The 16,066-nt window shown below is 38.9% G+C and carries 10 protein-coding genes; 3 read left to right on the plus strand and 7 right to left on the minus strand.

Features of this window, described 5'->3' with window-relative positions:
- Positions 1-145: 145 nt before the first annotated feature.
- From parC to H0Z31_05465, 6 genes are all read right to left on the minus strand, one after another.
- On the minus strand, positions 146-2,572 hold the full coding sequence (gene parC / locus H0Z31_05440) for a DNA topoisomerase IV subunit A (GenBank protein ID MBO8176887.1): 2,427 nt from the start codon (positions 2,570-2,572) through the stop codon (positions 146-148).
- A gap of 4 nt (positions 2,573-2,576) precedes the next feature.
- Entirely contained in the window at positions 2,577-4,553 is a 1,977-nt protein-coding gene (parE, locus tag H0Z31_05445) for a DNA topoisomerase IV subunit B (protein MBO8176888.1), read from the minus strand.
- 178 nt (positions 4,554-4,731) lie between these two features.
- Entirely contained in the window at positions 4,732-5,145 is a 414-nt protein-coding gene (locus H0Z31_05450) for a CoA-binding protein (GenBank protein ID MBO8176889.1), read from the minus strand.
- A 26-nt stretch (positions 5,146-5,171) separates the two neighbouring features.
- Positions 5,172-6,488 (minus strand): purine/pyrimidine permease, encoded by a 1,317-nt coding sequence (locus tag H0Z31_05455; protein ID MBO8176890.1) that lies wholly within the window; start codon positions 6,486-6,488, stop codon positions 5,172-5,174.
- 292 nt (positions 6,489-6,780) lie between these two features.
- Entirely contained in the window at positions 6,781-7,257 is a 477-nt protein-coding gene (locus H0Z31_05460) for a hypothetical protein (protein MBO8176891.1), read from the minus strand.
- A gap of 71 nt (positions 7,258-7,328) precedes the next feature.
- Positions 7,329-7,931 carry an NUDIX hydrolase gene (locus H0Z31_05465; GenBank protein MBO8176892.1) on the minus strand — a complete coding sequence of 201 codons (603 nt, stop codon included), beginning with the start codon at positions 7,929-7,931 and terminating at the stop codon, positions 7,329-7,331.
- A gap of 284 nt (positions 7,932-8,215) precedes the next feature.
- Between H0Z31_05465 and H0Z31_05470 the strand changes: the two genes are divergently transcribed.
- The 3 genes from H0Z31_05470 to H0Z31_05480 all read left to right on the plus strand — a co-directional run bounded on the left by H0Z31_05470 (position 8,216) and on the right by H0Z31_05480 (position 12,831).
- The gene (locus tag H0Z31_05470; GenBank protein ID MBO8176893.1) at positions 8,216-10,057 is read left to right on the plus strand and encodes a dihydroorotate dehydrogenase; all 1,842 of its coding nucleotides are present in this window, start codon (positions 8,216-8,218) and stop codon (positions 10,055-10,057) included.
- Positions 10,058-10,140: 83 nt separating this feature from the next.
- Positions 10,141-10,722: a glycerol-3-phosphate 1-O-acyltransferase PlsY gene (gene plsY / locus H0Z31_05475; protein MBO8176894.1), complete on the plus strand. Its 582-nt coding sequence runs from the start codon at positions 10,141-10,143 to the stop codon at positions 10,720-10,722.
- Between the two features lie 141 nt (positions 10,723-10,863).
- Positions 10,864-12,831, plus strand: coding sequence for a lamin tail domain-containing protein (locus H0Z31_05480; GenBank protein ID MBO8176895.1), 1,968 nt, complete (start codon positions 10,864-10,866; stop codon positions 12,829-12,831).
- A 262-nt stretch (positions 12,832-13,093) separates the two neighbouring features.
- Here H0Z31_05480 and H0Z31_05485 read toward each other — a convergent pair whose 3' ends face one another.
- On the minus strand, positions 13,094-15,964 hold the full coding sequence (locus H0Z31_05485; protein MBO8176896.1) for an EAL domain-containing protein: 2,871 nt from the start codon (positions 15,962-15,964) through the stop codon (positions 13,094-13,096).
- Positions 15,965-16,066: the final 102 nt, after the last annotated feature.

The following is a 16,066-nucleotide window of genomic DNA, read 5'->3' on the forward strand; positions in this document are numbered from 1 at the left end:
TTTTCTATAAATCATCCATCTGTTCTCGTTCATTTAACGAACTGTACTAATCAAGGGAGTTATTTCTGTAAATAACAACAAATTGAAAGGATTATATTTGCTATTTACCAATGAAAAAACCACCTACACGTGTAGGTGGTCGGATTTATTCTTCTGTTGGTAGGACAATATAGGAATCCACTACCGGTCCACTTTCTTCTGCGTCAATGACAAATGATCCATTTGAATATCGGTCATTATAACGCATATTTGCAATTTGAACGGCCTCTGTTACTCCTTGCTCCGTCCGAATGATGACGGTGTCTCTTTCTTGAACAATCTCCATTCTGGCAATAAAATGCGGATTTGTTTTTAGTTCTCGTAAAAGAACGAGGCCACGTTTGGCACGAGAAGATGGTTCAAGTTCGGTAATTTTCATTTTCTTTACTGCCCCACGATGGGTGGCAATGAAAATAGCTTCACTCGTATCATCAATAATTTTACCGCTTACGACATAATCTCCGTCTTTTAAGTTGATTCCTTTTACTCCTGCTGCACGAGCTCCGACAAGGTTTATTTCTTGTTCTGAAAAGCGTAAACCATATCCTTTATAGGTAACGAGTAGAACATCTTTCATACCGTCGGTTAAGTGGACATCAATAACTTCGTCGTCTCCTTTTAAATTGATTGCAACAAGCGGGCGTGAATATCGTTGGGCTTTATATTGTGATAGCTCGGTTTTCTTTGTCATCCCGTTTTTCGTAATAAATAATACATATTGATGATCGACAAATTCTTTTACTGGAATCGCTTGAATGATTTGCTCGTCACGGTCAATTGGGATAATGTTTGCGATATGTTGCCCCATATCTTTCCAACGAATTTCTGGTAATTCATGTACAGGACAATATAAGTAGTTTCCTTTATTCGTAAACAACAACAGAACATCGGTAGTGTTCATTTCGAATTGACTGAGCAGGCGGTCCGTGTCCTTCATCGCTAAGTCTTGACCGTTAGAAGCTGTATAAGAACGGAGGCTTGTCCGTTTTACATATCCATCTTTCGTTACCGTGACGATCACATCTTCGCTTGCAACAAGTACTTCTAAGTTAATTTTTAATTCTTCGATTTCGTTTTCGATCACTGTTCGACGTTCATCGGCAAATGATTTCTTCACTTGTTTTAGTTCTGCTTTAATTACTTGCATCAGTTTTTTTTCACTTTCTAAGATGGCCGTAAGCTCGTTAATTTTTTTCGCAAGGTCTTCCGCTTCTTTTCTCAGAGCCGTAATATCTGTGTTCGTTAATCGGTATAACTGTAACGAAACGATCGCTTCCGCTTGTGGTTCCGTAAACTCAAATTTTACCATTAAGTTTTGTTTAGCATCTTTTTTATCTTTAGACTGACGAATGGTCGCGATCACGTCATCTAAAATGGAAAGGGCGCGCATTAAACCAGCTACAATATGCTCGCGTTCTTGCGCTTTTTTTAATTCGTATTGGGAACGACGGGTCACAACCTCTTTTCGATGTTCAATATAGGCATCAAGTAAACCGGTAAGTCCCATTAATTTTGGGCGGCGACGATGGATGGCAACCATATTAAAGTTATAAGAAATTTGTAGGTCACTATTTTTATACAAGTAGTTTAATACGCCGCTTGCATCGGCGCCCTTTTTTAATTCCACGACAATACGTAAACCACTTCGATCGGTTTCATCTCTAACTTCCGCAATTCCTTCTACTTTTCGATCAATACGAAATTCATCAATTTTCTTTACTAAGTTCGCTTTATTCACTTCATACGGAATTTCTGTGATCACAATTTGTTCGCGGCCCCCGCGAATCGACTCAATTTCCGCTTTACCTCGCACCACAATTTTTCCTTTTCCGGTCTCGTACGCTTTTTTAATTCCGTCAATTCCTTGAATAATTCCACCTGTTGGGAAGTCTGGACCTTTAATAACTTCCATTAATTCTTCGACGGTACAATTCGGATGTTCAATCCGCATAATGGTCGCATCAATGACTTCCCCTAAATTGTGGGGAGGAATGTCTGTTGCGTAACCTGCTGAAATTCCTGTGGAACCGTTCACTAATAAGTTTGGAAAGCTCGCCGGAAGAACGGTCGGTTCGTTGGTTGTATCGTCAAAGTTTGGCACAAAGTCGACCGTTTGTTTGTCAATGTCACTTAATAGAGCACTCGCGATACTGGAAAGTCGTGCTTCGGTATAACGCATGGCAGCGGGAGGATCTCCGTCGATACTTCCGTTGTTCCCGTGCATCTCTACTAACACATTTCGGATTTTCCAATATTGGCTCATCCGAACCATCGCGTCATAAACAGATGAATCTCCATGTGGATGAAAATTTCCGATAACATTACCAACTGTTTTTGCTGCTTTACGAAAACCTTTCTCGTGTGTGTTTCCATCCAAATGCATGGCATATAAAATTCGGCGTTGTACCGGCTTTAGCCCGTCTCTTGCATCAGGTAAGGCCCGATCTTGAATAATGTATTTACTGTAGCGTCCGAAGCGGTCGCCAATGACTTCTTCGAGCGGTAAATCTTGAAAGCGTTCTGTTGCTGTCATTCAATTATTCCTCCTCTGCGACCGTTATATTTTCGTTTTCTAAAATGTTTCCGTCTTCTTCTAATCCGAAGGCGACGTTATTTTCAATCCACCGGCGTCGTGGTTCGACTTTATCACCCATTAACGTTGTTACCCGTTTGTCGGCTCGGGCCGCATCATCGATTCGAACACGAATAAGCGTTCTTGTTTCTGGATTCATCGTCGTTTCCCACAATTGGTCGGCATTCATTTCACCAAGACCTTTGTAGCGCTGAACGATATACCCTTTGCCCACTTTTTTGATTGCTTGTTGGAGCTCTTTTTCCGTCCAAGCATATTCAATCACTTCTTTCCGTCCTGTTCCTTTACTAACTTTATATAAAGGTGGTAAGGCGATGTATACCTTTCCGGCATCGATCAGCGGCCTCATGTAACGATAGAAGAATGTGAGCAATAACACTTGAATGTGAGCACCATCTGTATCCGCGTCAGTCATTATAATGACTTTATCGTAATTACAATCATCTAGATTAAATTCAGGACCGACTCCAGCCCCAATGGCATGAATAATCGTATTGATTTCCTCGTTTTTCAAAATGTCTTGCATTTTCGCTTTTTCTGTATTAATCACTTTTCCTCGAAGTGGTAAAACCGCTTGGAAGCGACGATCCCGTCCTTGTTTTGCAGAACCGCCAGCGGAATCCCCCTCGACTAAATACAGTTCATTTTTTTTCGGATTGCGTGATTGAGCCGGAGTTAATTTGCCAGATAGAATACTCTCTGACCGTTTTTTCTTCTTGCCCGTACGAGCTTCTTCCCGCGCTTTACGTGCTGCTTCTCGCGCTTGAGCGGCTTTAATGGCTTTTTTGATTAATAGATTGGCGATATCCGGATTTTCCTCTAAAAAGTAGGCTAAATGTTCCGACACCACCGCATCGACCGCTGATCGGGCTTCACTTGTTCCGAGTTTTCCTTTTGTCTGTCCTTCAAATTGTAACAGACCTTCAGGAATTCGAACGGAAACGATTGCTGACAATCCTTCCCGAATGTCGGTACCTTCTAAGTTTTTATCGCGGTCTTTGAGTAACTGAACTTTTCGAGCGTATTCGTTGACCACTCGAGTCATCGCTGTTTTAGCACCAGCTTCATGAGTTCCGCCATCTTTCGTACGGACGTTGTTTACAAACGAAAGAACGTTTTCCGAAAACCCATCGTTAAATTGAAACGCAAATTCCACCTCAATATCGTTTTGAACCCCTTCAAAGAACACGACGGGATGAAGCGCGTCTTTTCCTTCATTTAAATATTGAACAAATGCTTCAATTCCGTTTTCATAATGAAACACATCTTTCTCGTCATGCCGTTCATCATGAATTTCAATTTTCAATCCTTTTAATAAGAAAGCGGATTCCCTTAACCGCTCGCATAACGTATCATAATTGAACGTTGTGGTCGAAAACATCGTAGGATCAGGTTTAAAATGTACCTTCGTACCTGTTTGATTGGTTTTTCCGATTTTTTCTAGCGTGGTTACTGGTTTTCCGCCGTTTTCAAATCGTTGCTCATAAATGAACCCATCGCGTTTTATCGTGACGACTAACCATTCCGATAGAGCATTGACGACAGATGCACCGACTCCGTGTAACCCTCCACTCGTTTTATAGCCGCCTTGTCCAAATTTTCCGCCAGCGTGCAATACGGTAAAAATGACTTCAGGCGTCGGCTTTCCTAACTTATGCATGCCCGTTGGCATACCTCGTCCTTTATCTTCTACCGAAATACTATTGTCTTTATGTATTTTTACAATGATGTGGTCTCCATATCCAGCTAAAGCTTCATCCACCGCGTTATCGACAATCTCATACACTAGATGGTGTAAACCGCGGGCATCCGTCGATCCGATATACATACCAGGTCGTTTTCGGACCGCTTCTAATCCTTCTAATACTTGAATCGCATCATCATTATATTCTAGTAGTTGTTTCTTATTCGACACACTCATTCCCCTTTCGTACTTACACACAGCAGTTGTATTGTACCATAAAGTTTTTTTAGCCTGTAACTAAAGAACGTATGTTCGTATTATTTATTGTATGTACTGATTTCTAATTCGTCCAGCGTTTTTTAGGTGTCCATTCAAAGAAAAAGCAAACGAGGAGAGCGCTCGTTTGCTTGATTCATTATTTGGTTAGCGCATGTTCAACTTTAATGCACCGATCCATGATGACCGTGTACCCTTTTGCCTTTAACCGATGAAACGTTTCCTCATGCACGACCCCAAGCTGCGCCCAAAACACATCTGCGTCAATCTGTTCAAATTCCTCAGCGATTTGAGGTAAAAATTCGGAACGCCGAAAAATGTTAACGATATCCACATGTCCTTCAATATCTTTTAAGGAAGGAACGGCTTTGACACCAAGAACGGTATCTACGTTTGGATTCACCGGAATAATTTCATATCCTGCCTCTTGCATAGCTTTGGCAATCATATACGAAGTACGTTCAGGATTATCGCTTAATCCAACGACAGCGATTCGTTTCGCTTTTTTTAAGATTTGACCGATTTCTTCACGACTAGGATTTTGGATAGACATTTTGGACACCTCCATATACCATTTCGCTATTTTTCACTAATCTCCTTCTTTTCATACGATTTTCGATGAAACAATCGCTTCAATCGTGGAGTTTGTTCCATTAACATAGCGAGAACTGTTCCAAAAATCAACCCATTGTTCAAAAAGGCCGGAAACAAGACGGGCATATCACGGAATGCCTCGGCAGGCACAAACATAACTCCTACACCAGCAAGAAGTGAGACACCGATAATGAATAAGGCTCGATCTTGATTTGCCTCTTTTTTTAATTCATGAAAGGCTAATCCGATCATTTTTGTAAAAATGACGAACGTAACGGCATAGCCGACAGGGGATGGTATTGCACTTAACACATTCATGACGAACGGAACCATACTTACGAAAACGAGTAACCCACATCCTAAAATAAATGGACGTAATTGTTGTACGTTTGTGGTGGAAACAAAGCCTGCAGCTCCGGATATTGGTACTGGGCCAATCGCTGACAAAAAGCCACCAATCATTTGATTGATACCCGCAGTCCATCCTGCTTGTCGGTCTCGTTGACTGTTCTTACTTGTTAAAGGAACCACTTCTTCCATGACCCGAATAGATGCCATCATATTGGTCGCTAACAGAAGCGTAACAAAAATGGCTGTGACAATAGAGCCAATGTCAAACAGCGGAGGGCCAAACACAAATATTTCCGGTAATCGTATGCTAGCTTGTTCAGTAGAAGGAATTGCTGGAGCTTCCCCTAACCAAACAAATAACAACCAACCAATCACTAAACTGAATAGAATAGAAAACTGGCGAATCCAAAAAATGGAGTGTTGTGCGAAATAAAAGGTTAATAAGACAATAGTCATACTCCCAATAGACACGGTCCAACTCATTTTGCCTGTCGTTGTGATTCCCAACATACCGTTCATAAAGGAACCGCTTAACTGAAGAATTAACAACATCAAATACACAAAAGTGACGGTCGGTGTAAACCATTTTTTTAGTCGTTCCATCCAACCAAGGACACTAAACAAAATGAATACGATCCCACTTACAATTAACGCACCTTGAAGAGCTTGTAACGTCGTGGTTGCAGAATCATATACCGTCCCGATAAATGAAGCATAGACCGCAAAAACTCCCCACCAAATCCCAGCTGGTCCTTCATTGATTGGTAATCGATGCCCTATTATTCCTTGAAGTATACCGGCTACTCCTAACAAAAACATCGTCCGTTGAATAAAGGTCGCTGTTTCCCCAGGCGACAAACCATACAGTTCACTTACAGCAATCGGAGCAACAATCGAACTGGCTAACATAAACGCCATCCATTGGATAGCGGAAATCATCGTTCGTCCCATATAAACTTCCTTTCTATATATATGAATCTACTAACTTTACGCTGTAATTATTCCGTACCCCTACTTTTTCCAGATAACAAACTTTATTTTACGGAAAATTCCCTTGTATTTTCAATGGGTACCGATAAAAATAAACGAAAAGACCGATAAAGGAGTGAGGGCATTGGTGGTTAGTTGAACAAATTAGACTTTTACAGGGCCCCCAACTTCTGCTTTGTTTCACTTAGAATAGTGAGGTGACGGCTACAGCCACGAAAAGGAAATGATAAAAAACTAAAATAAAAAATGGTCCTTAATTAGAAAGGACCTGAAGAATAAATGGTTTCAGCCATGTGGAATCGATTTGATACATATAACTTGTATTTGTAGTTGACATGATCGCCCCTTGAAATGTTTCGACATCGTACCATAAATAAAATTGTTCAGACGAACCATCATGAAACGTTACTCGTACCATATAATCAGCGGATTCCACGTCAACAATACCTGGTAGTTGAACTTGATGAGCCAATATGTTGACAAAATGGTTAAACACCGTAGGCTGAGCTTGATGGAATGCCATTTTCAAATGGACATCTTGAAAAGTTTCACCGACTTGATAAAACGCCAATTCCTTCATCCGTTTCCCGTTCCATTCTACAGCATCGGTACGGGTGGGACTGGTTGGTAGGTCTATCACTGTATGCTGGTTATACTCCAATGACTGATGGGAACAACCGTAGTAAAGGCATGATAAGATAACAATGAACCAATAAATGAGATGGCGCATTTCATTTCCTCCCACCCCTCCTTCTATCGTGATAGACGAAATGGAGGGAAAAACGTTTCAATATGCATCCGTTATTTTTCATCATCGCTTGTAAACCAATGTTCCAGCAATTGAAAAGGACGAAGTTGATACGCTGTATAAGTGACCCCTTTTTTTCGGTAGGCGTCTAGTACCCGCTTCTTCAAGTGTGGGCGAGTTACCCATTGATCGATGTTGGATTCATCGATTTTTACAAACCGAACATCCATGGTTTCACCATCATGCGTACGTAATTCTCCCGAAAGATATTTTCCAAAGAATGTGACACAAAAGACATTTTTTGTCACATTTTGATAGATAGCACTAATCCCTTCTACTTTTATATGTACTCCTGTTTCTTCCAATACCTCTCGTTTCAATGCTTCCATCAATGTCTCGCCAGGTTCAACGACACCTCCAGGGAGTTCATAAGTATCATTGCGGTGGACATTTTTTACGAATAAAACCTCCCCTTTCTGGTTGGTGATGTATCCTGTGACGGACACATAATGTTTTGGTAATGGAAAACTCGTTGAAATCCATGTATCAACATCTACTTTTTCAACATATGTAGAATTGACTTTCTGATGATTGATATTTTGTTGAACAAGTTCTTCAATTGTTTCATAAACCTCTTTAGTTGGGTAAGACCACATACTCATGAATTGATTACGCCCATCATTTTCCCATATTCCTATGCATTCTGCTCCATGTTTTAATTGATCGGGAACCAAAAAAGTATAAAAAAAATCAATAAACTGATCATAATGATCTGGACAAATATGGTATGTTTTTCTTACAACAAACATTCTACCACCCCTTTTCCATCAATATCCAATTATACCATAGCTCTTATTTAAATATATTTTAGATTCATAGAAAGAAACACTAAGTAGATATGTTAAATTAATAACTAGTGATAAAAAGAAGGTGAAACATCATGCCAGATTGGTCATATCATACGCTTTTCCGACCCATTCTTCATCGCTTACCGGCCCAAGTTAGTCGTGATTTTATTCATCGGTCCATGTCCTTCATTTCTTCGATTCCATTTGGATCTAAGTTAATATCCTTCTTAGGGCATTTTGACAATGATCTGCGATTGAGCAAAACAATAGGAGATGTTACTGTACCTAATCCATTGGGTCTTTCCGGTGAGATTGACCCTAGTTTAATAGGAACGAAAGCATTTACCCATCTAGGCTGGGGATTTATTGAAATAGGTCCCATTACTGTGAACAGTACGCTACAAAACGATTGTCCATTATGGGACCGAAAAAATAAACGAATATTGTTTCCGGAACCTCTCCCTTCTATTGAAGTAAAAAAAGTAAAAGATCGCTTGAAAAAAGTAAAAAAACAACAACCTTTTCTTTTACGTCTAAGAGGTACAAATGAAGAAATTGTTCGTCTCATTCAACAATTATTCTCATACGGAGATGGATTTATTATTGAGACGACCGAGCTTATAAGTCATGAAGTTCTCCGAGGGTTACGACAATGTGCCATGGGAAAACCTATTATCTTATCAGTCAAGAATGATATCAATCTGATTCGTAAAACAATTCTACCGATCCAATCCTTTCTAGACGGAATTGTTGTTGAAAGTGATCGAACATGGACTACGGAGGAAAATCAACGTTTATTAAAAAAAACCGTTCATCTATTGAAACAACAAGCGAATTGGCATCTACCTATCGTGATTAAAGGCGGAGTCCAATCACCAAATGATGCGCTAGAGTTACTTCATGCTGGTGCAGACTTTTTACTTATCAGTGATGGTTATATCTACTCAGGTCCGGGATTACCAAAACGAATATTAGAATCCCTATTATTTACTTCTTTTGGTAACTTAGAAAAATCTCAATATACTGGATGGCAATATTACTGGTGGTTTGGACTTATCATTTTTCTTTCAGGAATACTAGCATTCATTTTTAGTGTTACATCTGTGATTCTTCCTTATGACGAAGCGTTTTTGAATACAACACGAGAGCAAATATATTCATGGAATCCCCAATTACTTGCCTTTATGTCCCATGACCGGATGACTCTAGCGGGTACGATGATCTCAGGTGGTATTTTGTACATGTTTCTAGCGAAATATGGCGTTCAATATCGATTACACTGGACGAAACATGCCATTGATGTAGCTGGGATCATTGGATTTTTAGGCTTTTTATTATTTATTGGTTACGGTTATTTCGATTTCCTCCATCTATCGTTATGGATGATTCTTATTCCATTTTTCCTTAAAGGAATGAAATCTTCTAAAAACGTTAAAGCTCTTCCAGTATCCTTTGATCTTTACAATGATCGAGCGTGGAAACAATGTTTATGGGGGCAGTTGGCGTTTATTTCGTTGGGTGTATCTCTTGTCTTTGGAGGAGTTGTCATTGCGTTAATCGGTACAACGACGATATTTGTCCCGACCGACCTTGCTTATATATGTATGACCCCTGAGATGTTAAATGATTGGAACGAACGGTTAATTCCAGTGATCGCTCATGACCGAGCTGGGTTTGGTAGTGCTTTATGCAGTGTAGGAACGCTTATTTTTCTTATTTCGTTATGGGGATTTCGAAGAGGGGCCTCGTGGGTTTGGCGCGCGTTTTTCATTGGAGGCATTCCGGCATTTGTTACCGGAATTGGTACTCATTTTTGGATTGGTTACACGACTTTGATTCATCTTGTCCCTGCCTATATCGCCCTCTTCCTATATATTGTCGGATTACTAACTACGTATCGTTATTTACATGATAAAGGTTCAAAAATCTCTTAGCAGTCGTCCAAATTCAATGAGCATTTTTCCTATTCTCATGGTACAATAAGTTAGCAAGAAGTACAGTTAAAGGAGTTATCAAGATGGAATTTGCGTTAGTCATTATATGTGCGTATTTGCTCGGGTCGATACCTTCGGGGTTAATAGTGGGAAAAGCCTTTTATGGGATTGACATTCGGGAGCATGGAAGCGGTAACCTTGGAGGGACGAACACGTTTCGAACATTAGGTGTAAAAGCCGGTTTAGTGGTTACGATTTCTGATATTTTAAAAGGAACCGTTGCTACCTTGCTTCCGATATGGTTTGGGGTTGAACTTCATCCTCTACTTGTCGGGACGTTTGCGGTAATCGGACATATGTATCCAATTTTTGCTGGCTTCCGTGGAGGAAAAGCGGTAGCTACTTCAGGTGGAGTGTTGTTAGCATATGTTCCACTCCTATTTATACTCGCCATTCTTTTCTTCTTTGTTAGCTTATATGTAACGAAATATGTATCTTTATCCTCAATGTTAACGGCGATATTTTCATTTACGTACACGCTTTTTACTGGAGATCGGCCTTTAATCATTGTTGTTGCAGCATTAGCGTTTTTTGTTTTATACCGACATCGAACAAATATGAAACGAATTTTAAATAAAACGGAACCGAAAATAAAGTGGATGTAAACGCCTAGGTTATCTAGGCGTTTATTTTATATACCGATAAAATATAACTATTTTTAACATTAAATTAAAAAAATTTCATTGAAAGAATAGTAGAATCCTAATAGTAACCGTTAACAAAGATTATAAGGAGTGAGATGAATAATGTTTAGGCAATTACGAGTTGGAGTAGCGGTTGTTTTACTATTGACTCTGTTTTATCAAGTAACCACCCCAACTTCAAAAGTTCATGCAGCCACATACGGTGATGTTGTGATTAATGAAGTAGCTTGGATGGGAACAACGGTTAGTTACAATGACGAGTGGATTGAGCTTTACAATAACACAAACTCAACTATTTCTCTTGCAGGATGGACGTTAACAGCAATTGATGGTTCTCCAAGCATTTCGCTATCTGGAACTATTCCTGCAAAAGGATATTTCCTTCTTGAACGAACGGATGATCAAACGGTTTCATCTGTTGTTGCTGATTTGATTTATAGTGGTTCTTTAAGTAATTCTGGTGAAGTACTTGAGCTCCGAGATGACCAAGGTAATTTAATTGATACCGTTGATGCATGGTATGCTGGTGATAACGATACGAAAGCTTCGATGGAACGTTTAGACCCAGCACAAAGTGGTACCTTATCTAGCAACTGGGTAACGGCTACGGATACATATACTGAAGGTCTTGGAACACCAAAAGCCCGTAATGGTGGTACACAATTTGGATGTTCTTCGACCGAGGAGCATTTAAACAACGTGTCTGAAGCCCCTGGAGCGATTAACGTCTATTTTAACAAATGTGCGCTTTCAGAATATGCAATGTCAGGAAATGAAGCTAACTATAATGTGAACTTAGAAAATCGGCTCATTCACCGATTAAATCAAGCGACAACAAGCATCGACTTGGCCACTTATGAAATTAACTTACCTAACGTAGTCGATACCTTGATACAAAAAGCGGCGGAAGGAGTACAAGTTCGCGTGATTGCCGATTCGAAAGACGCCACAGACCCTTATTACGCAGATCGGTTTGAAACGATGCGCTTATATATTGAAAAAATGGTTCGAGGTCAAGACCTGTTATTGGGAACGAACGACGATATTATCGTATTTTCAGATTCTCCAATGTTTGCAGTCGAAGATAGTACAAAACGGATTAGTTATGGGTTACCTTCCAGTGCAAGCGACATTCCTGAAGTGACGGTTACGGTAGGAACACAAGCGGTAACAGGACGTATGTTTGTTGATGCGGAAGAAAAATCTCCGGGTGCCTATTATTCACCAGACAATCAAATGCATAATAAGTTTGCAATTGTTGACGATATATGGGTCTTTACGGGCAGCTGGAACTTTACAGTAACTGGTCTGTACGGCGATGAAACAAACATGAGTCAAGGTATATTAGATGGAAACCAACAACATGTTGTTGAAATCCATTCTCCAAATCTTGCAAGTATATATGAAACAGAGTTTAACGAAATGTGGGGAAGTAACACCATGACCCCAGATCCAGTGAATGCAAACTTTAGCTCACGAAAGACTGATAATACTCTTCATTGGGTCACTGTGGGTGGGAAAACAGTAGAAGTTTACTTTTCACCAGGAGATAACGCCATTGGATATCTAGCAAATTTAATAAAAACAGAAGCTGATTTTAATACGTATTTCTCCATTTTTGCTTGGAGTGATCAAGCACTTGTGGACGAGTTAAAATATAAATGGGAAGGTTCGTACAATGATTTGGAAGGAACGTTAACAGGGTTTGACATTAAAGGAATTTTTGATTCAAACTATTGGAATTCCTGGTGGTCTGCGAGTGTCGATATGACGGGCCGTACTGCTTCTCAATCGAGTCAAAACAACCCAAATACTCGTTGGGCAAATCCAGCCCCTGTTTACCAAGATGCTGAAACGCGCAAGCTTCATAGTAAAACCATGCTAATAGATGTCGGTACTTCAAGTGATCCAACGGTTGTAATCGGGTCTACTAACTGGAGTAATAACGGAAATAACATAAACGACGAAAACATGCTCATTATTCATGATGCAAATATTGCAAACCAATTTTTACAAGAGTTTTATGCTCGCTACTCACAAGCGGGTGGTACCCTCCCTGCAGCACAGTAAAAGGGATTTGAATAATTATAAGTTATTCATATAGAAACGCTTGGGTAAGTCCCATGCGTTTCAGCTTTAAAAGAGCTTAATACCCCTTTCATTAGAATAGGAGTTCTTACATTTACTTATTTTCTTAAATTTATATGAAGATTTTATTTGTATCACCCCCTATTTCAATGACACTAAACAATGTACTTCATATTGCTTACTTGATTATATATGTCTTATAAAAATGAGTTGATAAATAATCGAAAACGAGCTAGACGAATACCTAGCTCGTTTTTACAGGAACAATGTATTGCTCACATATTATTTGGAATGGTTGTGGAGGACTATAAATATACCCTTGAATTTCTTCACATCCTATTTTGGCTAAAAACTCTTTTTGTTGTTGTTCTTCTACCCCTTCGGCAATGAGAGATAATTTAAGTTTTTTTCCTAAATCTACAATGGTTTGAACAATGCCGCTCACTTGTTCATTTTTTGGTAACTCCATAGTAAAACTTCGATCAATTTTTAATATATGAATCGGTAAATCTTTTAAATAAGTTAATGATGAATACCCCGTTCCAAAGTCATCAAGCGCTATACGTACTCCGAGTGATTTGAGTTCAAACAATTTCTTTAGTACAAACTCTTTTTGAGTGATAGCAATACTTTCCGTAATTTCAAGGGTCAATGCAGATGGCGGAATGTCGTATTCCTTTAAATAAGATTTAATTTTTTCGACAAACATATGGTCCGTAAACTGTTGAAGGGAAATGTTCACAGCGACATGAATGTCCGGTTTATATGGTAATATGTATCGAATATGCTGGATGGCTTGTCTTAAGACAAAGTCTCCAATGGGAATGATTAAGTTTGATTCTTCCGCAATCGGAATAAACTCACCTGGCGAAATAAGTCCTTTTTCTGGATGATTCCAACGAATTAACGCTTCAAGCCCTGTAAGATTTCCGGACTGAACATCTTGAATCGGCTGGTAATAAAGCTCTAGTTGACCTTTTTCCAACGCTTTTCGTAACTCTTTTTCAATTTCCACCCTTTTCAAAAATCGGGTAGCCATCGAATCATCAAACAGGCAATATTGGTTTTTTCCTTTCTCCTTCGCTTGATAAAGGGCCATATCCGCATACTGGGTTAGTGCGGTAAACGTATCCCCGTGCATAGGAGCAATACTAATACCCATACTAGCCGAAAGAGCTAATTCATGTTGGTCGATGTACATCGGTTGTCTTAAAACGTCAATTAATCGACTCGCCACTTGATGCACTGGATCAAGATTTGTGAATTTATGTAAAATAATAACGAACTCATCTCCCCCTTGTCGAGCAATAACTGCATCTTGTGGGCATGTAGACTTAATTCGGTCAGCTATTTGTTTTAGGACTAGGTCTCCAATTCCATGACCGAGAGAATCATTTATTAACTTAAACCGGTCTAAATCAATATACATGACTGCAATGAGAGTGCCATCTTTCATCCTTTCTGCCATCAGCTCATTAAACATTTTTTTCAACGCATACCGGTTATAAAGTTTAGTAAGCGGATCGTAATTGGCCAAAAACTCCAGTTGCTCTTGTTGATTCATCAGTTCGGAAAATGAAGCCGCTAATTCCCGTTCCATTTTTTCATAGTTTTGAACAAGGCGAACAACATCCTCAATTGGCGATTTAGGCCAGATGATTTTTTGTTGCTTTAATATTTTTTCTGGCAGATTGCTTGTTAATTGAATCAGTTGATGAATTGGTCGTAGCGTCCAGCGGCTAATGAGCCACGAAACAATAATCGCCATCATAATAAAAATTAAAACCGTCCCCATTTGAATCACATATTTTCGAAGTATATCGCGTTTGTACGGTTCAAATGGGGTTTCCACCAAAATAGACAAATTCATGGAAGGAAATGGTTTCACATAGATGTATGATGCATGATCTAGGCTTAAAAAATTCATGTTTTGATTCGTGGTGTTCCAAAGAACCGGCATTTCTTTATGAAAGAGAAAATTGCTCCTTATTTTTAAATAATTTAATAAATATGTATCCCTTTTCGACTCAAGCGAAAAATATGCGTTCCAATCTTCATCAAAAAGATTAACATGGATATCTGGTTGATTCTCCATCATTCGCTCAATATAATTAGCTGGATCATCAAATAGCAAGGTGGCTTCTAGCTCCCCTAGATACATTTTCCTTTCTGGATGTTGATAAAATATCGGAATCGTTAGCTTGATCTTTTGACGTTCTCCTTTAATAAAATGAACAGCAATTTTTTCTTTTTTTGTATACGGTCTTAGCTCCTTATTTAAATTATTTGAAGTAATGGGAAATTGTGCCGCTTGTTGCCGTACAAAATCTTTGATAACGATTTGTTCTAGTTCTGGAATCGATACTCGCATGGACTGAAACCATGAAAGTTGATCATCAAACGTATAGTCATTCAATAATAACAAAGTCGTTTGTTTCTCTAATTGTTCGACTTTATCTTCAAAAGCCACATGCAGCCATTTGCTAATCGATTCTTCCGTTCGCTTCGTATGGACCAACATCATTTGTTCGGTGTTTTCCCAATCTTTTTTCATTTGATAGGTAAAAAGCAATAACGATGGAATGACAAAAATGGCTAAAATCATGTTATTCAATAAATCTTGGAGCTTCATTTGTTTCCGGTTTTCTTTCGACCAAAATTGGATAATAAATATGCATAATGTTGCGATGATGGCGTTAACCGTTCCATTAATTGTATCCTTTAAGGCGATGATGCTTAAGTCTAAAACGGATGCATTCAACAAAGTAGCATAAAATAGAAAAATAAATGGGACTCCAACAAAGATCCAGTAAGAAAGATCATAAATGATCAAATAACGTTTTGTTTTTATATAAAAGTAAGCAATAAAGAGATATTCTCCAATCATCAAGACGATTCCAAATGGATGTCCCCATAAAAAATAAGTATAGATTCCATTCCAAACTGCCGATAGTAAGCCTGCGGTAAAGCCAACATAACGCAATAATAGGAAAGAAATGATCGGTCCAAATAAAAAGTCAATTCCTAAAAAAATAGGAATTTTCATAAAATTACCCGCAAAAATAAAAAGAAATATACCAATCCATTTGGTAGCCTTTAGATACGTAAATCCCATAAGCACACTTCCCAAGGATGAATTGAATACACTTTTCATTTTATCTTGAATTACAAAGAAATGGAAGATGATTGTTCGATGAAACAATTAATTTTCATGATT

It is taken from the genome of Bacillus sp. (in: firmicutes) (genome assembly GCA_017656295.1).
Lineage (GTDB): Bacteria > Bacillota > Bacilli > Bacillales > JACDOC01 > JACDOC01.